Source organism: Paenibacillus vietnamensis (genome assembly GCF_020169515.1).
Lineage (GTDB): Bacteria > Bacillota > Bacilli > Paenibacillales > Paenibacillaceae > Pristimantibacillus > Pristimantibacillus vietnamensis.
The window spans coordinates 799169-818170 of the sequence record NZ_JAHMHW010000001.1; the positions used below are offsets into that span (position 1 = coordinate 799169).

Annotated in this window: 19 protein-coding genes; 18 read left to right on the forward strand and 1 reads right to left on the reverse strand. The window is 51.1% G+C overall.

The window, feature by feature from the left end; genetic code table 11:
* Positions 1-4: 4 nt before the first annotated feature.
* From yfmH to pduL, 17 genes are all read left to right on the forward strand, one after another.
* Complete coding sequence (gene yfmH, locus KP806_RS03525; protein WP_224722150.1) at positions 5-1291, forward strand: EF-P 5-aminopentanol modification-associated protein YfmH; 1287 nt, start codon at positions 5-7, stop codon at positions 1289-1291.
* Entirely contained in the window at positions 1288-2034 is a 747-nt protein-coding gene (ymfI, locus tag KP806_RS03530) for an elongation factor P 5-aminopentanone reductase (protein ID WP_224722151.1), read from the forward strand. Before yfmH ends, ymfI begins: the two co-directional genes overlap by 4 nt.
* 87 nt (positions 2035-2121) lie before the next feature.
* Complete coding sequence (locus KP806_RS03535; protein ID WP_224722152.1) at positions 2122-2373, forward strand: DUF3243 domain-containing protein; 252 nt, start codon at positions 2122-2124, stop codon at positions 2371-2373.
* Between the two features lie 203 nt (positions 2374-2576).
* Entirely contained in the window at positions 2577-3344 is a 768-nt protein-coding gene (locus KP806_RS03540; protein ID WP_224722153.1) for a DUF3388 domain-containing protein, read from the forward strand.
* 18 nt (positions 3345-3362) lie between these two features.
* On the forward strand, positions 3363-4331 hold the full coding sequence (locus tag KP806_RS03545; RefSeq protein ID WP_224722154.1) for a helix-turn-helix domain-containing protein: 969 nt from the start codon (positions 3363-3365) through the stop codon (positions 4329-4331).
* A 26-nt stretch (positions 4332-4357) separates the two neighbouring features.
* A complete protein-coding gene (locus KP806_RS03550; protein WP_224722155.1) occupies positions 4358-4852 on the forward strand; it encodes a YajQ family cyclic di-GMP-binding protein in 495 nt (164 codons plus the stop codon).
* Positions 4853-5081: 229 nt separating this feature from the next.
* Positions 5082-5657 carry a CDP-diacylglycerol--glycerol-3-phosphate 3-phosphatidyltransferase gene (gene pgsA, locus KP806_RS03555; RefSeq protein ID WP_224722156.1) on the forward strand — a complete coding sequence of 192 codons (576 nt, stop codon included), beginning with the start codon at positions 5082-5084 and terminating at the stop codon, positions 5655-5657.
* Positions 5658-5769: 112 nt separating this feature from the next.
* A complete protein-coding gene (locus KP806_RS03560) occupies positions 5770-7017 on the forward strand; it encodes a competence/damage-inducible protein A (RefSeq protein WP_224722157.1) in 1248 nt (415 codons plus the stop codon).
* A gap of 236 nt (positions 7018-7253) precedes the next feature.
* Complete coding sequence (recA, locus tag KP806_RS03565) at positions 7254-8306, forward strand: recombinase RecA (protein WP_224722158.1); 1053 nt, start codon at positions 7254-7256, stop codon at positions 8304-8306.
* A 78-nt stretch (positions 8307-8384) separates the two neighbouring features.
* Positions 8385-9089: a regulatory protein RecX gene (locus KP806_RS03570; protein WP_224722159.1), complete on the forward strand. Its 705-nt coding sequence runs from the start codon at positions 8385-8387 to the stop codon at positions 9087-9089.
* A 180-nt stretch (positions 9090-9269) separates the two neighbouring features.
* Positions 9270-10811, forward strand: coding sequence for a ribonuclease Y (gene rny / locus KP806_RS03575; protein ID WP_224722160.1), 1542 nt, complete (start codon positions 9270-9272; stop codon positions 10809-10811).
* Between the two features lie 86 nt (positions 10812-10897).
* The gene (locus KP806_RS03580) at positions 10898-11692 is read left to right on the forward strand and encodes a TIGR00282 family metallophosphoesterase (protein WP_224722161.1); all 795 of its coding nucleotides are present in this window, start codon (positions 10898-10900) and stop codon (positions 11690-11692) included.
* 138 nt (positions 11693-11830) lie between these two features.
* Positions 11831-12091 (forward strand): stage V sporulation protein S, encoded by a 261-nt coding sequence (locus KP806_RS03585; RefSeq protein WP_006036664.1) that lies wholly within the window; start codon positions 11831-11833, stop codon positions 12089-12091.
* Between the two features lie 106 nt (positions 12092-12197).
* Positions 12198-13139, forward strand: coding sequence for a dipeptidase (locus KP806_RS03590; RefSeq protein ID WP_224722162.1), 942 nt, complete (start codon positions 12198-12200; stop codon positions 13137-13139).
* Positions 13140-13323: 184 nt separating this feature from the next.
* Complete coding sequence (locus KP806_RS03595; protein WP_224722163.1) at positions 13324-15081, forward strand: 2-oxoacid:acceptor oxidoreductase subunit alpha; 1758 nt, start codon at positions 13324-13326, stop codon at positions 15079-15081.
* Positions 15059-15925 carry a 2-oxoacid:ferredoxin oxidoreductase subunit beta gene (locus KP806_RS03600; RefSeq protein ID WP_224722164.1) on the forward strand — a complete coding sequence of 289 codons (867 nt, stop codon included), beginning with the start codon at positions 15059-15061 and terminating at the stop codon, positions 15923-15925. Before KP806_RS03595 ends, KP806_RS03600 begins: the two co-directional genes overlap by 23 nt.
* A gap of 86 nt (positions 15926-16011) precedes the next feature.
* Positions 16012-16587 (forward strand): phosphate propanoyltransferase, encoded by a 576-nt coding sequence (pduL, locus tag KP806_RS03605; RefSeq protein ID WP_224722165.1) that lies wholly within the window; start codon positions 16012-16014, stop codon positions 16585-16587.
* A 95-nt stretch (positions 16588-16682) separates the two neighbouring features.
* Here pduL and KP806_RS03610 read toward each other — a convergent pair whose 3' ends face one another.
* Positions 16683-18170 carry an MDR family MFS transporter gene (locus KP806_RS03610; RefSeq protein ID WP_224722166.1) on the reverse strand — a complete coding sequence of 496 codons (1488 nt, stop codon included), beginning with the start codon at positions 18168-18170 and terminating at the stop codon, positions 16683-16685.
* Positions 18171-18359: 189 nt separating this feature from the next.
* Here KP806_RS03610 and KP806_RS03615 point away from each other — a divergent pair, with 189 nt between their 5' ends.
* Positions 18360-18962 carry a TetR/AcrR family transcriptional regulator gene (locus KP806_RS03615; protein ID WP_224722167.1) on the forward strand — a complete coding sequence of 201 codons (603 nt, stop codon included), beginning with the start codon at positions 18360-18362 and terminating at the stop codon, positions 18960-18962.
* The last annotated feature ends 40 nt before the right edge of the window (positions 18963-19002 follow it).

A 19002-nucleotide genomic window follows, 5' to 3' on the forward strand; every position in this document is an offset into this window, starting at 1 on the left:
GCGGATGCAAACCTTAAACTATCCAAACGTGCAGGAAACGCTGTACAGAGAAATTTTAGAAAACGGGCTTGAGGTGATCGTTCTTCCAAAGGAAGGCTTCAATAAAACGTATGCGACGTTCTCGACCAAGTACGGCTCCGTAGACAACAAGTTTTCGGTCGGAGACGGAGCGCCGGTACAGGTGCCGGACGGGATTGCCCATTTCCTGGAGCACAAAATGTTCGAGGAGCCTACGGGTGACATTTTCGCCGTGTTCGCATCCCAAGGTGCGTCGGCTAACGCATTCACGAGCTTCGATCGGACGGTTTATCTGTTCTCGGCAACGGAGAAAATTAACGAAAATTTGGAAACGCTCATTAACTTCGTTCAAAATCCATATTTTACCGACGCGAACGTGGAAAAAGAAAAAGGCATCATCGAACAGGAGATTAATATGTACCGCGACAATGCGGATTGGAGAGTGTATTTCGGGCTCATCGACGCTCTCTATCACGAACATCCGGTTCATATTGACATTGCGGGTACGGCCGAATCCATCGGAAAAATTACGAAGGAGACGCTTTACCAGTGCTACGAAACGTTTTATCACCCTTCGAACATGCTTCTGTTTGTCGTTGGGGGCGTAAAAGCCGAAGAGGTTTTCGAGCTGGTCAGAGCTAATCAAGCTGCAAAAAAGTTCAAACCGCAAGGCGAAATTAACCGGTTTTTCGAAAAGGAGCCCGAGTCCGTCAAAATCGCGCGCAAGGTATCCGAGCTTCCCGTCTCGCTGCCGAAATGCATGCTGGGCTTCAAGGAAAAGCGCGCCGGTCTGACGGGAGAAGCTTTGCTTCGCCATGAGGTGACGACTAAGCTGATGCTCGAAGCTTTGATCGGTCCGAGCTCCAAGCTCTATCAGCAGCTGTATGAACAGAACCTGATTTCCGATTCGTTCGGGCATGAGTTCAATTCCAGCCCTGGTTATGCCTTTTCCGTTATCGGCGGCGATACTCCGGATCCCGACGAACTGATCGGACAAATCCGGACAGCGGTCGAACAATTATTGAAAACGGGTATCGAGTCAGCGGCATTCGAAAGGGCAAAACGGAAAAAAATCGGCGGCTATTTGAGAATGCTAAACTCCCCAGAAGCGATTGCCGGCGAATTCACCAAATACCGGTTCCGCGACAACGATATGTTCGATGTGCTTGAATATTATGAACGCTGTACGCTTGAGGATGTCAACCAAAGGCTTCGCGAGCATTTCGATTTTGAGCAGCTGGCCGTTTCGATCGTGAAGCAGCCGGGCGCATGAAAACCCTGCAGCAAATGACGGTATTGATAACCGGGGGGAGCCGCGGCATCGGCGCTGCTATCGCCAGACGTTTTGCCGCGGAGGGAGTCAATATTGTTATCCATTATTTGCAATCTCATGAGATTGCAAACGAGACCGCACGCACCTGCATGGCGCTCGGCTCGAATGTCATGACCATCTCGGCCGATCTGAGATCCAAGGAACAGCTGGAGCGGATGCGGGATAAGCTTGCAAGCCATAATATGCTTCCCGATATCCTCGTTAACAATGGTGGGATTTCTCATTACGGCATGCTGATGGATGTAACGGAGGCGGAGTGGGACGATGTGATGGCCGTAAATCTAAAGGGGATGTTTTTGTGCTCTCAGCTGTTTATGCCCTACATGATCTCACAACGGTACGGCCGGATCATCAACGTTTCGTCGATATGGGGGATGTCTGGCGCTTCCTGCGAAGTGCTGTATTCCACAACCAAAGGCGGTATGAACGCGTTCACGAAGGCGCTGGCCAAGGAGCTGGCGCCGACAGGCGTTACGGTTAATGCCGTGGCACCCGGTGCCGTCGATACCGAAATGATGGGCGGCTTCGATGAAGCGGAAAAAGCGGCCATCGAGCAGGAAATACCGATCGGACGCTTCGGCTCGACTGACGAGATCGCTTCTTTGGTTTATTTCCTTTCGCTGCCGGAGTCTTCTTATATTACAGGTCAAGTGATCAGTCCGAACGGCGGTTGGCATACCTAATTGGTCCCTGCCGCATAATTAATTCGGTTTTGTCGCAAAATAATTGATGTTGATGATTCTTTCCATACCTTTAGGAGGCGAAGAAACATGTCAACTGTCCTTTCTAATTTTGCGACTTGGAAGCATTTTTTGGCCGACCGCGTTTCGCAAGCCAAGAAGATGGGAATGAACGAAGAAACGATTTCCAGTCTGGCTTATGAAATCGGAGCTTTTCTCGACGAGAAAGTTGATCCGAAAAATGAGGAAGAACGGGTACTGAAAGAGCTTTGGGATGTGGGCGACGAGTCGGAGCGCAAAACAATTGCCGCTTTGATGGTGAAGCTCGTTCTAAGAACCTAAGCTTAAGTTCAGCTCGATCGGTAACGGCATTTCGTCAACAGAAGCAGAAGCAGGAAAGCCTCCCACTAGGAGGCTTTTCTGCAATGTTTCTTTTTGGGTTGCAGGATTGTGACGAAAATTGTAGAATTATGTTTTATGACGGGCGTAACGATCATATCGTATTTGCTTACGCCGAGATGAACAGGCTTAGGACGGTGACAGTTTTGGAGTCGAAACAATGGTATATGGAATACAAAATACATAAGAACCGCCCCGGATTGCTTGGGGATATCGCATCGCTGCTCGGTATGCTAGAGGTTAACATCATGACGATTAACGGGGTCGAGGACCGTACGCGCGGCATGCTTTTGCAAACGGACGACGACGAGAAGATCGAGCTGCTTGGCAAAATGCTCCAAAAAGTCGATAATATTACCGTAAACAAACTGAGAACGCCTACAATCGTCGATATATTGGCGGTTCGCCACGGACGATACATCGAGCGAGATTCCGACGACCGGAAGACTTTCCGGTTTACGAGGGACGAGCTCGGCATTCTGGTTGATTTTTTGGGAGAAGTGTTTAAGCGCGACGGCAATCAGGTTATAGGTTTGAGAGGAATGCCCCGCGTAGGAAAGACGGAATCGATTATCGCCGGCAGCGTATGCTCGAATAAGCGCTGGACCTTCGTTTCCTCGACGCTGCTAAGGCAAACGGTGAGAAGCCAGCTTTCCGAGGATGAAATGCAGCCTAATAATATTTTTATTATCGACGGAATCGTGAGCACGATCCGTTCCAATGAGAAACATTACGGATTGCTTCAGGAAATTATGGCGATGCCTTCGACCAAGGTCATCGAGCATCCCGATATTTTCGTCAAGGAGTCCAATTTCGATTACAGCCATTTCGATATCATTATAGAACTGCGCAATACGCCGGATGAAGAGATAACCTATGAATCATTCACTGCTAACTATACAGACGATTTCTAATCGGAAGGAGGCCGTCTTATGTCTGAATTAGGCGAACTGCTAAAACAAGCAAGACAAGAGCGAGGATTATCGCTGGACGATATTCAAGAAACGACGAAAATTAGGAAAAGGTATCTTGAAGCCCTAGAAAGCGGGGATCATACTGTACTGCCCGGAGCTTTCTATGTCCGTGCTTTCGTGAAAAACTACTCCGAAGCGGTCGGACTCGACTATGAAGAGGTGCTTCGGCTCTATCAGCATGAGGTGCCCGCCGCCCCGGTGGAGCAAACGGCCGACCCGATTCCGGCCAGAACGCCCCGGCGCGTCAAGTCCCAGTCTTCCGAGCATTTAGGGAAGATCGGATTTAATGTGATGATGTGGTCCTTCCTCATTCTGATCGTTGTGGTCGTATGGGTGTTTTTCATCAATAACAAGACGGAGGAGCCGAAAGCCGTTGACCAAAGCACTCCGATTACGGAGGCGTCGGAGCCGCCGGCCGTGGGTCCGACCGACCAGACTGCCGAGAACGGCGCGACGACGACACCGGATGCGGAGACGGCCCCGCCGTCGCCGACACCTCCTCCTACGACGGTCACCTTCGGAAGCAAGGTCGGCAAAGCGGACCAATATAATATTGGGCCAGCCGGCAGCCACAAGGTAGAGATCAAGGTATCCGGAGGAAGAAACTGGGTCGAGGTGCGATCGGGCAGCAATACCGGCGAGAAGCTGTATTATCAAAACGCCGAAGACGGCGATGTGCAAACCTATGACTTGACAGGACCGATCTATATTAATGTCGGCCGGTCGGATTTCAGCGAAATTACGGTTGACGGGGTATTAGTGCCGGACGGGGACCGCGCAGGCTCGAAGAAGCTGCTTCTTACACCTGTGGAAGCGGCAGAAGGCCCGACGGGTGAAGCCGGCGCCGCACAGACTAGTGAGACTGGCTCCGCCCAGGCAGGAGCCGGACAGACCGGAGGGGAACAAGGCGGAGCGGCAGCCGAGTAGCATAATGGATTAAAGGAGAGGTAATTATGGCATCGGAAAACGCATTTGACATTGTATCCAAGGTTGACATGCAGGAGCTCGCGAATGCGGTCAAGCAGGCCGAGCGAGAGATCGAAACACGTTTTGACTTCAAAGGAAGCAAAAGCAGCATCGAGCTTGAGAAGGAAGCGCTGATCGTGGCATCGGATGATGAGTACAAGCTCAAGAGCGTCATCGACATTTTGCTCTCCAAGATGGTAAAGCGAGGCGTTCCAATCAAAAATTTGGACTACGGCAAAGTCGAAGGAGCCTCGGGAGGTACGGTTCGTCAGCGCATCAAGCTTAGACAGGGAATTGAACAGGACGTTGCGAAAAAAATCAATATTCTTATCCGTGATTCGAAAATTAAAGTGAAAAGCCAGATTCAAGGCGATCAGGTGAGAGTGTCGGGCAAGAGCCTCGACGATTTGCAGGCGGTCATCAAGATGCTAAGGGAAGCGGATCTTCCTGTAGAGCTCCAGTTCACGAACTACCGCTCCTAACGACTGAAGCTGCGTTTCCGGGAATAGATGAAACGAGGCTTTTCCTTATGCCGCTTACCGCTCAAAGCATGGCAGGTGCCTGTTTTGACACGTGTAGGGGCTTGTATTATACTTGGTGAGATAAGGAAACGGAAGGATCTGGGTGATATATGAAATCGGGGTTGAAACACGACCGCGCAGCCGGCGCGGGCCGGGGCATTGCGTTTGATCGATTTAAGGAGGGAATTGTGTGAATCTGGCGAACCGAATTACTTTAGCCAGAATATTTTTGGTGCCGGTTATTATGTTTTTTCTGCTTATTAAAGTAGATTTGGGGTCGGTCAGCTTTTCGGACTTCTCCATTACATACAATCAGATTGCAGCGGCACTCATTTTTATTGTGGCAGCAAGCACAGACGGACTTGACGGGTATATCGCCCGCAAGAATAAGATCGTGACGAATTTGGGCAAGCTCCTGGATCCGCTCGCGGACAAGCTTCTTGTGGCTGCCGTACTGATTTCGCTGGTCGAGATGGATAAGCTGAACGCTTTGATCGCTATCGTGATCATCAGCCGCGAGTTCGCGGTCACCGGGCTGCGCCAGGTAGCGCTTCTTGAAGGCTCCGTCATGGCTGCGAGCAAATGGGGCAAATGGAAGACTGCCATCCAAATTACGATGATCATCGCTCTGCTCATCAACAATTTCCCTTTTGCTTTTATCGATTTCCCGTTCGATGCCATTTCCAGCTGGGCGGCAGCGATTATTACCGTTTACTCTGGCATCGATTATTTCGTGAAGAACAAGCATCTAATTCCGGTAGAATAAGGTTGTTCGAGAGCATCTTTCCGTACCCGCGGAAGGATGCTTTTGCATATAAATTGTTGAAATAAAGAGTTTGTAGCCAGAATCCATTTGACTTAGGAGCTGAACGAAAAAGATGAAAGCTGAAATAATCGCTGTCGGAACAGAGCTGCTATTGGGCCAAATCGTGAATACGAACGCACAGTATTTGTCGCAAAGTCTTGCCGGACTCGGCATCGACGTCTATTTCCAGACGGTTGTCGGGGACAATCCCCAGCGGCTGCGTCAAGCGATCGAAATCGGCAGAAGCCGGGCGGAGCTGCTTGTTTTTACGGGAGGGCTGGGCCCTACACAGGATGACTTGACCAAGGACGTGCTTGCTGATTATTTGCAGCGCGGCCTCGTGCTGCATCAGCCTTCGATGGACAAAATCGAGCATTTATTCAGCTCCCGGGGCGTTCATATGGTCGAAAGCAACCGGCGCCAGGCGCTTATTCTTGAAGGAAGCGTCCCCCTTGAGAACACGGCTGGTCTCGCTGTCGGCAACGGCATTTCCGAAGGAGGCACCCATTATTTGCTGCTTCCGGGACCGCCTAAGGAAATGAAGCCGATGATGGAAGAGGCGGGACTTGCATTTCTGCAAAGCATTCTTACGGATCAAAAACCGCTGTATTCCCGGCTGCTAAAATTTGCCGGCGTAGGCGAATCGAGTCTCGAAGCCAAGCTGCTCGACCTGATCGAGAGTCAGATCGATCCGACGATTGCTCCGTACGCCAAAGAGGGCGAGGTGGCGATCCGGGTGTCGACGAAAGCCGGCGCGCAGCTTGAAGCCGACCGGAAAATCGATCAGACCGTCGAGAAAATCAAGGAACGAGCCGGGGAGTATTTGTACGCTCAGACGGATATTCCGATCGAAGAGGAAATTGTGCGTCTTCTCAGAGCGACCAAACGCAAGCTCGCGAGCGCCGAAAGCTGCAGCGGGGGACTGCTGGCCGAGCTGATTACGAACATACCCGGGAGCAGCGGTGAGTATACAGGCGGCGTTGTCACCTATACCAACATGATGAAGCACAAGCTGCTGGGCATTCCCCTTTCCCAGCTCGAAGGCGAGGGTGCGCCGGGAGCGATCAGCGAATCGACGGCGGCATTAATGGCTGAAAGGGTACGGGAACTGTCTAACGCGGATTTCGGCATCTCGCTGACGGGTGTGGCCGGACCCGCGGAGTCGGAAGGAAAGCCGGTGGGGCTTGTTTATTTCGGAGTGTCGGAGCGCGGAAAGGCGACTGTCGTACATACGATGCATTTGAGCGGAGACCGTTCCATGATCCGCATCAGAGCCGTGAAGGCCGCTTTTTACCGCTTATGGCTCAGCTTGCGTGACTAGCCGGTTAACTCGAGCCGCGCTATCCAACTCCAAAAAAATGTTGAAAAATGTCGTACAAGCGTCTATAATAAGAATCAGTTATCGGAAGAACCGTGGCGAAGATTACTTTGCTGCGGTTTTTTTATGTCCATTTGACGGGCTGAAGCAAAAGGCGAATGTATGTTCGAAAAAAATGCTTGGCAACTCGTCCGAAACAAGGTATCATAACATTATAAATGATGAAGGATGTGAGTTTCTTGTCGGATCGTCGCGCTGCGTTAGAAATGGCTTTACGTCAAATTGAGAAGCAATTTGGTAAAGGCTCCATCATGAAACTGGGTGAATCAACACACATGCAGGTAGAAACCGTGCCTAGCGGTTCGCTTGCTCTAGATATTGCATTGGGTATCGGCGGCCTGCCGCGCGGACGCGTTATTGAGGTGTACGGACCGGAATCGTCCGGTAAGACGACGGTCGCACTTCACGCTATTGCCGAGGTGCAGCGCATTGGCGGACAGGCCGCTTTCATCGATGCGGAGCATGCGCTTGATCCGCTTTACGCCAGCAAGCTTGGCGTCAACATCGACGAATTGCTGCTTTCCCAGCCTGATACAGGCGAGCAGGCATTGGAAATTGCCGAGGCGCTCGTACGAAGCGGCGCGGTTGATATTATCGTCATCGACTCCGTTGCGGCGCTTGTACCGAAAGCTGAAATCGAAGGCGATATGGGCGATTCCCATGTCGGTCTTCAGGCTCGTCTAATGTCGCAAGCGCTGCGTAAGCTTTCCGGCGCAATTGCGAAGTCCAAAACTATCGCGATTTTCATTAACCAATTGCGTGAGAAGGTCGGCGTCATGTTCGGCAACCCTGAGACAACGCCGGGCGGCCGTGCGCTCAAGTTCTATTCCAGCGTGCGTCTGGACGTGCGCCGTATCGAGACTTTGAAGCAGGGCAATGACATGGTCGGCAACCGCACGCGAATTAAAGTGGTGAAGAACAAAGTAGCTCCGCCATTTAAGCAAGCGGAAATCGACATTATGTATGGTGAAGGGATCTCCAAAGAAGGCACGCTGATCGATATGGGCGTTGAAATGGATATCGTGCAGAAGAGCGGTGCCTGGTTCTCTTATAACGGCGAGCGCTTGGGTCAAGGCCGAGAGAATGCGAAGCAGTTTTTGAAGGACCATACGGAAATTGCGGCCGTTATCGAGAAGCAAATCCGTGAAGCAAGCAATTTGTCCGCGGCTGCTGCGCAGGCGAATTTCAAGCCGGATGAGGACGAGGACGAAGAGTTCGAAGATTTGGAATAATCGCAAGAATCAACATCTATTACAGCTTCGCCGTTCCTGCAGGAACGGCGAAGTTGTGTTTAGGGAGCAAAACGCGGGGTGGACAGCATCGAATGGGTTGGAGAAGAGGAACGGATGATCTTATCCGTCCGGACGGACAAGAAGGACCGGAAGCTTTATCATCTGTTTGCAGAGTCGGAAGTGCCGCTGATTTCCGTTCACGAAGACATTTTGATACGCTACCGTCTCATGAAGGGACAGCTGCTCACGGCCGGGCAGGCGGCTGAAATCCGGAGGGAAGACGAGCGTTACCGCGCTTATATACTGGCAATCGGCTATCTGGGCTTCAAGCCAAGGACGAGAAAGCAAATCCAGCAGTACTTAAGCCGCAAGGAATTTGAAGAATCCAATATTCAATACGCGCTCGAGCGTTTAGAATCCGAGCATATTGTTGATGATGAACAATATGCTCGCCAATTCGCGGCAGGCCGATTGAGAAACAGCTCAAAGGGACGTCTATGGATTAAGCAGGAGCTAAGGCAAAGAGGCGTTTCCAAACAGGCTGCCGCAGAAGCGGTCGATGCGCTTGACCGCGATGCGGAATTGGCATCGGCCAAAGCGGCTGCGGACAAGAAATGGCGGTCCGTGAAAGGCGACCAAAAGGAAAAAAAACGCAAGCTTATCGGTTTTTTAATGCGAAGAGGGTTTCCCGGCGATATCGTAAGAGAAGCGGCAAGGTCTGTCGAGACGGACGAGGAAGAAGAGCTATACGACGACGATGACGGGCTAATGCTTGACAATTGAATTTATGAAAAGATAAAATGAGGATGTATTCCTTCAATTTGAATCAATTTTCCTTCCAAAAGTTGATTCAAAACGATTATTTTCGTCAAATTAGTAATTGTTGAAACGGTATTGAAGCCGGTTGAAAACCTAATAACATCCCAAGCAGGGGCCTTGGTATGCAGCAAGGAGGTGAACAAGATGCAAGAGTGGATTTGGATCTTGATCTGTCTCTTTGTTGGCGCAATATTCTTTGGGATTGGTTATTTTATTCGAAAGTCGATTGCCGAGGCTAAAATTTCGAGTGCTGAGCAAGCTGCAGTCCAAATTGTGGAAAATGCGAAAAAGGAAGCAGAGGCTCAGAAGAAAGAAACGGTGCTGGAGGCAAAAGATGAAGTCCACAAACTTCGTTCCGAAGCCGAGAGAGACATTCGTGAGCGACGTAATGAAGCTCAGCGTCAGGAAAGACGTTTGCTCCAAAAAGAGGAGTCGTTGGATAAAAAGTTAGAAGCACTAGAACGCAAAGAAGAGTCTGTAGCCAACAAAGAAAAACGGATCGATGAAACGCAAGAGCAGATTGATTCCATTTATAAGCAGCAGCTTAGCGAATTGGAGCGTATATCGGGCTTAACGACGGAAGATGCGAAATCGATTATTTTATCTAATGTTGAGCAAGAAGTGCGGCATGAAACAGCCCAAATGATTAAAGAGATCGAGCAGCAAGCGAAAGAAGAGGCCGATAAGAAAGCGCGCGATATTATTTCGTTAGCTATACAGCGCTGTGCGGCTGATCATGTGGCGGAAACGACGGTATCCGTTGTCACCTTGCCTAATGAAGAAATGAAAGGCCGTATTATTGGGCGCGAAGGCCGAAATATCCGTGCTTTGGAAACATTGACTGGTATCGATCTAATCATCGACGATACACCGGAAGCGGTCATTTTGTCCGGGTTCGACCCCATTAGACGCGAAATTGCCCGTACTTCTCTTGAGAAGCTGGTGGCTGACGGCCGTATCCATCCTGCACGCATTGAAGAAATGGTTGAGAAGTCCCGTAAAGAAGTGGACGAGCGCATTCGTGAATACGGAGAACAAGCTACGTTTGAGGTTGGGGTTCATGGCTTGCATCCGGATTTAATCAAGATTTTGGGACGATTGAAGTATCGGACAAGCTATGGTCAGAACGTACTGAAGCATTCCATGGAGGTTGCTTACCTGACCGGCTTGATGGCAGCCGAGCTTGGCGAAGACGTAACTCTGGCCAAACGTGCCGGATTGCTGCATGATATCGGCAAGGCGCTTGACCACGAGGTGGAAGGGTCGCACGTCGAGATCGGTGTTGAGCTGGCGAAGAAGTACAAGGAGCATCCTGTCGTGATTAACAGTATCGCTTCGCATCACGGCGATACGGAGGCAACTTCGGTTATCGCGATGCTTGTAGGGGCTGCAGACGCCTTGTCGGCAGCGCGTCCGGGAGCGCGTCGCGAAACACTCGAAACGTACATCAAACGTCTGGAGAAGCTTGAAGATATTTCAGAATCGTTTGATGGCGTCGAGAAATCGTATGCGATCCAGGCAGGCCGCGAAGTGCGCGTCATGGTACAGCCTGACAAAATCGACGATACGGAAGCTTTCCGCTTGGCACGCGATATTACGAAGAAGATCGAAAACGAGCTCGATTATCCGGGACATATCAAAGTAACGGTAATCCGGGAAACGCGAGCCGTCGAATATGCGAAATAGGCTCATCAATCAAATAGGCTTACCGGAAAAGTGGCTGCTTGTCAGCCACTTTTCTGCTTGATTAGATCAAAGAGGACGTGTGTGGCATGAACGTGTTATTTATTGGGGATATCGTTGGCAATGTCGGCCGGAGTGCGTTAAAGCGCGTACTTCCGGCGCTCAAGAGCAAATACAATCCGCATATTATTATTGCCAACGGAGAGAATGCGGCCGCGGGAAGAGGCATTACAGCTTCCATCGCAAAGGAATTTTTTGAATGGGGCGTCCATGGCATTACGATGGGCAACCATACGTGGGACAACAAAGATATTTTCGAATGGATCGACGAGGAGCCGCGTATCGTGCGACCGGCAAACTATTCACCAGGCGCGCCGGGCCAGGGGATGGCTTTTATTAAAGCGAACGGGAAACAGCTCGCGATTATCAATCTGCAGGGAAGAACCTTTCTGCCGCCGATCGATTGCCCGTTCCGGAAGGCCGACGACTTAATTGACGAGGCGTCGGAACGGACAAAAAATATTTTGGTGGACTTCCATGCGGAAGCAACCTCGGAGAAAATCGCGATGGGCTGGCATCTGGATGGCCGGGCATCGATCGTGCTGGGAACGCATACCCATGTACAGACGAACGACGATACGATTTTACCCGGCGGCACCGCTTATATTACCGATGTCGGCATGGTCGGTCCGAAGGAAGGTGTCCTCGGAATGGAACGAAATGCTGTTTTACATAAATTTATCACTCAGCTGCCTGTGAGATTTGTAGTGGCCGAAGGGCAATGGCATCTGCACGCAATATCCGTCCAATTGGATGAAACGACCGGCCGTGCGCGTAAAATCGAAAAAATTCGCCTCACAGAAGACGAATGGCTGCTGATGTAACGCATTGAATCTTTGAAAAGTTCCGACAATTCAGAATAGTTTGTCCGATCGGTCCCGTAAAAGCAGGAATTTTTTAACCTCTCTCGAATACTATTTAAAAGTGGAATCCATCCAACAGTCCAAGGGGAGGTTCTTTTCATGGATGTATTAAAAGTTTCAGCAAAGTCCAATCCAAATTCCGTAGCAGGTGCACTGGCAGGAGTTCTTCGTGAGCGCGGCGGCGCCGAGCTGCAAGCCATTGGAGCTGGTGCCTTGAACCAAGCAATCAAAGCCGTAGCGATCGCCCGCGGATTCGTCGCTCCCAGCGGGGTGGATTTAATTTGTATTCCTGCTTTTACGGACATTGTTATTGACGGCGAGGATCGAACGGCGATCAAACTGATTGTTGAGCCCAGGTAGCCGCGAGCGATATGTTGGTCATAAAAAACGACAAATAATTTGAAGGATCGCCTGTTTACGATGTAGACAGGTTTTTTGCTGCGAAAAAATGAACTGGGGTGACCGTATGAAAATAGCTGATTTCCATTGCGATGCATTATGCAAGCTTTTGCTGGACAATAAACTGACGTTCCGGAACAGCAAGCCCGGATCGCTAGATGTGACATACGAAAGACTGAAAGCCAGCAACGCGGTACTGCAAACCTTTGCGATCTATATTCCCGAGTCGATGAACGGGCGGCTGGAACCGATATTGGAAAGCATCGACCGTTTTCAGCAGCATGTATTGATTTGCGAGGATATGGTCTGGGTAAAATCGGCCAAGGATTTGGACGTATGCCTCAAGCAGGGTAAAACAGGGGCTTTGCTGTCCTTGGAGGGGGTTGACGGAATCCAAGGGCAAATGTCCCTGCTGCGCATACTATATCAAATAGGAGTGCGGGCGGCGGGGCTTACCTGGAACCACGCCAATTGGGCGGCGGACGGAACGATGGAGCCAAGAGGCGGGGGATTGACCGGAAAGGGACGGCAATTCGTTGAAGAGAGCAACCGACTCGGCATTTTGCTGGACGTGTCCCATTTGTCTGATCAGGCATTCTGGGACGTGGCCGAGCATTCCGATAAGCCCATCATCGCTTCCCATTCCAACGCCAGAACGATATGCGACCATCCGCGAAATTTAACGGACGAGCAGATTAAGCGGATCATTGCAATGGACGGTAGGATTGGAATCACTTATGTGCCTTGGTTCGTATCCAAGGAAGACACAGTTACGGTGGATGATCTAATCCGGCATGTCGAGTATATTTGCGAGCTGGGAGGAGAGGATTGTATTATGCTGGGTTCCGATTTTGACGGAATCGACCGTTACATCAGCAAGCTGACCAATCCGGAGGAAGTCGTGAACTTGCAAGAGGGGCTGCTAAAAAGGTATTCGGTACGGCAAACGGAAAAGTTTTTATCCGCTAATGCCTTAACATTTCTCGCCCGCAATTTGCCTGACGAATGACGGCCCGTCCGATCTGATTGCGATATGGGATCAATCGAAACAAACTATACGTAAATTAAGCGTTTACATCTTGCTTTTTATGAAAATGCATTTTAAACTTGTTGTGACTATTATTACTTCTATTATATAATTATTTGATGTCGTCGAATAATCGTACGTTCTAGAAAAAGAGGAGATGGGCATTTTGATCAGTCAATTGTCTTGGAAGATCGGGGGACAACAAGGGGAAGGCGTCGAAAGTACGGACCGGATCTTTTCTACAGCGCTTAACCGTTTGGGTTACTATTTATATGGGTACCGGCACTTTTCTTCGAGGATCAAGGGCGGACATACAAACAACAAAATCCGGATCAGCACGCATCCGATTCGCGCAATTTCGGATGATTTGGATATTTTGGTCGCGTTTGACCAGGAAAGCATCGATCTGAATGCGAAGGAGCTGCGTTCCGGCGGCGTAATCGTTGCCGACGCCAAATTTAATCCGACAATTCCTGACGGAATTGATGCAAGACTGTTCGCTGTGCCGATTACGGCGATGGCGGAGGAGCTTGGAACCTCGTTAATGAAAAACATGGTTGCTTCCGGGGCTTCGTGGGCTCTTCTCGGCTTGCCGCTTGAAGTATTCAATAAAGCGGTAGAGGAAGAGTTCGGACGCAAAGGCGCAGCAATCGTTGAAAAAAATATTGAAGCCGTAAAACGCGGCGCTGAATTCGTTTTGGAACAGGCAGGCGGACCACTGGATGAGTTCAAGCTGGAGCCTGCCGACGGCAAGCAAAAGCTGTTCATGATCGGCAACGAGGCAATCGGCCTCGGATCCATCGCGGCAGGCTGCCGCTTGATGTCGGCCTATCCGATTACGCCTGCTTCCGAGATTATGGAGTATTTGATCAAAAAGCTGCCGAAATTCGGAGGCACTGTCGTGCAAACCGAAGACGAGATCGCAGCCGTTACGATGGCGATCGGCGCCAACTATGCGGGCGTACGTACGATGACCGCTTCGGCTGGTCCAGGCCTTGCCCTTATGATGGAGGCAATCGGTCTCGCGGGTATGACGGAAACTCCTCTTGTCATTGTGAATACGCAGCGCGGCGGTCCGTCGACCGGCCTGCCGACCAAGCAGGAGCAGTCCGATCTAAACGCTATGGTGTACGGAACACACGGCGAAATTCCGAAAATCGTAATTGCGCCTGCTACGATCGAAGACTGCTTCTACGATACGCTCGAATCCTTCAACCTCGCCGAGCAATACCAGGTGCCGGTCATTCTGATGACGGATCTGCAGCTATCCCTCGGCAAGCAATCCTGCGAGCCGCTTGATTACAGCAAAATCGATATTAAACGCGGCAAGCTGGTGACGGATGTGCCAGCACTGGAAGGGCAAAGCCTGTTCAAACGGTATGAGTTTACGGAAGACGGTGTTTCACCTCGCGTACTGCCGGGAGAGAAAGGCGGTCTTCACCATGTGACAGGCGTAGAGCACGACGAGGTTGGGCGTCCTTCCGAGAACTCGGTGAATCGCCGTCAAATGATGGATAAACGCTTGAATAAGCTGAACGATATGTATATTCGGGACGCGGTCCGTGCAGATGCGCCTCATGAGAATCCGGACCTGCTGATCATCGGAATGGGCTCGACGGGCGGAACGATCGACCAAGCCAGACAAACTCTTGCCGGCGAAGGTGTCGCAACGAACCATGTAACCATCCGTCAAATTCATCCATTCCCGACGAAGCTGCTGAAGCCTTACTTGCAAAATGCAAAAAAAGTGATCGTCATTGAAAATAATGCAACCGCTCAGCTTGCATCTCAAATCAAGATGAATGCAGGCTTCGCAGAAAAAATCGAAAGCTTGCTCAAATACGACGGCAATCCGTTTCTGCCTTCGGACGTTCACAAAGCATGTAAGGAGTTGATTAAAGATGGCCACGTTCAAAGAGTTTAGAAACAATGTAAAGCCTAACTGGTGCCCGGGCTGCGGCGACTTCTCCATTCAAGCTGCCATCCAGCGCGCAGCAGCGAACGTAGGACTTGAGCCCGAGCAGCTGGCTGTCGTGTCCGGTATCGGCTGCTCCGGCCGCATTTCCGGTTACATTAACGCATACGGCTTCCACGGCATTCATGGACGCGCGCTGCCTATCGCGCAGGGCGTTAAGCTCGCCAACCGCGAGCTGACCGTAATCGCTTCAGGCGGCGACGGCGACGGATTTGCGATCGGGATGGGTCATACCGTTCACGCCATCCGCCGTAATCTTAATCTTACCTATATCGTCATGGATAACCAGATTTACGGCCTGACGAAAGGTCAGACTTCACCGCGCTCCGCCGAAGGCTTCAAAACTAAATCGACGCCGGAGGGCTCGATCGAGTCAACGCTGTCACCGCTTGAAATCGCGATGTCGGCCGGTGCGACCTTCGTCGCCCAGTCGTTCTCCAGCGATTTGAAGCAGCTGACCAGCCTGATCGAGCAGGGTATCAAGCATGAAGGCTTCTCTCTGATCAACGTGTTCAGCCCATGCGTTACCTTTAACAAAATCAACACGTACGACTGGTTTAAGGAAAATATCGTGAATCTGGAGCAATTCCCGGATTACGATCCGACGAACCGCGTAGCGGCTATGAACAAAATCATGGAGACAAACGGCATGCTGACCGGTCTTATTTATCAGAACACGGCACGCAAATCGTATGAGGATCTCGTTGCCGGGTTTAAGCAAGAGGGATTGGCGAAGCAGAACGTCAAGATTACGCAAGATGAATTCGACAAGCTTGTTGCCGAATTTAAATAAATGATATAGTAAGAGCATATGGCCGGCCGGCCGTATGCTTTTTCATTAATTAGGATCCAGAACGGGCAGGAGTAGGAGTGAACAGAATGATACATAAAGAAGTGCCGATCGGCGTATCGGCCAGACATATTCATTTGTCAGAGGAGCATGTTGAGGCTCTATTCGGAGAAGGGTATTCCTTGACGGAAATGAAGCCTCTGTCACAGCCGGGCCAGTACGCAGCGAATGAAACGGTAGCCGTTATCGGACCGAAGGGGACGTTCGCGAAGGTCAGAATTCTCGGTCCGGCCAGGAAACGCACACAGCTCGAGGTGTCGCGGACGGATGCTTTTGCACTCGGCGTAAATCCTCCGGTACGCGAATCGGGCGATATTGCCGGATCGGCCGGCATAAAGCTGCAAGGGCCTGCAGGCGAGATTGTAATTGAGGAAGGGGTTATCGTCGCCGCTCGCCACATCCATTTTCACACAACCGATGCAGAGCGTTACGGCGTAACGGACAAACAAAAGCTGCGAGTGCGAGTCGGGGGAGAACGCGGAGTCGTGTTTGAGAACGTAGTAGCGAGAGTCCACGGGCAGTATGCGCTGGACATGCATATCGACACCGATGAGGCGAACGCGGCCGGCATTAAAAACGGGGATAAAGCGGAGATCATCGACTAAGTGGTTCTCAAACAAACAAAGCTGCAAGACGGCCGGATAACCGGACGTTTTGCAGCTTTTGTTTAATTTTAAGAAAGACAGCCGATAAGGCTTGATTAATGACCCATCATCATGGACATTTCCGGCTTCTCGGCATGACTCGCATCCTTCTCCTGTCTCGGCCTACGAAGCAGCAGGGCGACGACGGCGCCGGCGATCGAGATGGATGCAAGGATGAAAAACGTGTCCCCGTAGGCGGAGTAGACAACGTTCGGACCCGGAGCAACCGCCCCGTAGTGCTTCATCCGGTCGGCCAGCAAGGTAGACAAGCCGGCAATCGCGAAGGAAGTCATCACCTGCTGAGCCGCGGCAGTGAGGGAAGTCACCCGGCCGACAAGCTCTCTAGGAGCCGACTGCATAATATGGGTATTGATCGGCATCATCGACAAGCCCATACCCGCACCAAGCATAGCCAGAGGGAGCATGATCGTCAGCAGCGGGGTATCCGCCGTCAACTGGCTGAGCAAAAAGCCTGCAATCGTAACGATCGTAAGTCCTGCGATGACGACCGGCCGGGCGCCGAAGCGGTCGAACAGCTTGCCGCCGATCGGCATGAATACCCCTGCGGCAAGCGCCTGCGGGAGAAGAATCAAGCCCGTATTAAAAGCGGTATACCCTTTAGCGATTTGCAGAAAAATCGGGATCAGGAATAACGTGCCGAACAAGGCGATTTGAACGATCCACTGCAGTACGATACCGCGCGTGAAGTCGCTCGATTTGAAGACGCGAAGCTCAAGCAGAGGCTCTTTGCGTCTTAGCTCGACGAAGATAAAAACGATCAGAGCGGCTCCGCCGACGATCATTCCCGTTAACGCCTCTGCGGAAGTCCATCCGCTGCCCCCGCCGCCTTCTCCGCCTCCGGCAGAGCTGACGCCGTAAGCTAGCATCGCAAAGGCAAGCGGAGCGAACAGCATGCCCAGGAAGTCCAGAGCCGGCACGCGCTTTCGTTCGATGCTCGGCAGCGTACGGATGCCGACAATGACGGCGATAACACCGATCGGCAGGTTAATAATGAAAATCCAGTGCCAGGACACATAATCGACGAGCCAGCCCGCAACGACGGGACCAAGCGCAGGCGCGAGCAGCATCGGAATGCCGATCATGCCCATGACAGCCCCTTGCTTGCCGGGAGGGCTCAGTCTGAAGGTAAAGGCCATTGCGATCGGGGCAACCATGCCGCCGCCGAGACCTTGAATGACACGGAAAACGATCAATTGCTCGGCCGTTGTGGCGATAGCGCACAGAGCCGAACCGATCGTAAACATCACGATCGAGAATAAGAAGATTTGTTTCGCGCCGAACCGGTCGGACATCCAGCCCGCAAGCGGGATAACGGCCGCCTGCGCAAGCGCATATCCGGTAATCGTCCACTGTACGACCGACATCGAGCTTTGAAAATCAGCCATTAGGCCGGGCATGGCAACGTTCATCGCGGTTCCGTCCAGGATAACCATGAACATGCCGACGATGATTGAGACGAGCGGGGCAAGGATGCTTCGTATGGACGTTTGAGTGCCGGGGGCTTGCTTTGCATCAACTGCCAATTGTCATTCCTCCTATCCGATATATCGGTCTTTGCATTAAGATTGTTGACCTGCTTAACGCTGACAGGCTACAATGAAAAGATGACCGCTTCTAGTTGCGGACAATTGTCCGCATTATTGAATCATAAAGAGGTACGGCTTAATTGTCAATTGTTTATTTTGTATGGGCGACAGAAGGAGAGAACGGCGATGACTACACCAGAAGGCAGCAGAACGAAACAAGAACTTAGCAAAGAAATTTTGCGGACAGCAAATGACTTGTTTACGGAGCACGGGGTAGAATCGGTCAGCATGCACCAAATCGCCAAATCGCTCGGCATCGGACAAGGAACCTTATATCGGCGCTATGCGAACAAAGGCGATTTGTGCATGGACGTGATGAGGGAAAACTTCGACCGTTTCTTGAGCGGGATCGGACTTTTTTTGGAGCAGCATGCGGAGTTGCCCGTTCAGGAGCGATTATGCGGCGTCATGCGCCGAATCATTGATTTTATCGATCAGAAATCGAAATGGCTTGGCGTCGTGCATGCCCATACGAAGCTGGAGGACGATAAAAACGATTTTTTCCAGTCGCCTCCTTATTTGTATCTGCATAGCGCGCTGAGCGGTTTAATCCGGGAAGGCACGGAGCAAGGCGTAATGCTTCCGGTCGATCCCGTTTATACGGCACATGCTTTTATTTCGGCTCATTCTCCGCATGCATACCTGCATCTGCGCTTCGGGTTAGGGTATTCATGCGAGGAGATCCAGGACCGTTTTTGCGCTGCTTTTATTGACCCTCTGTTTCGTTAACTGCTATAATATTGAATTGGGCTGTAACAACTATTTGTAC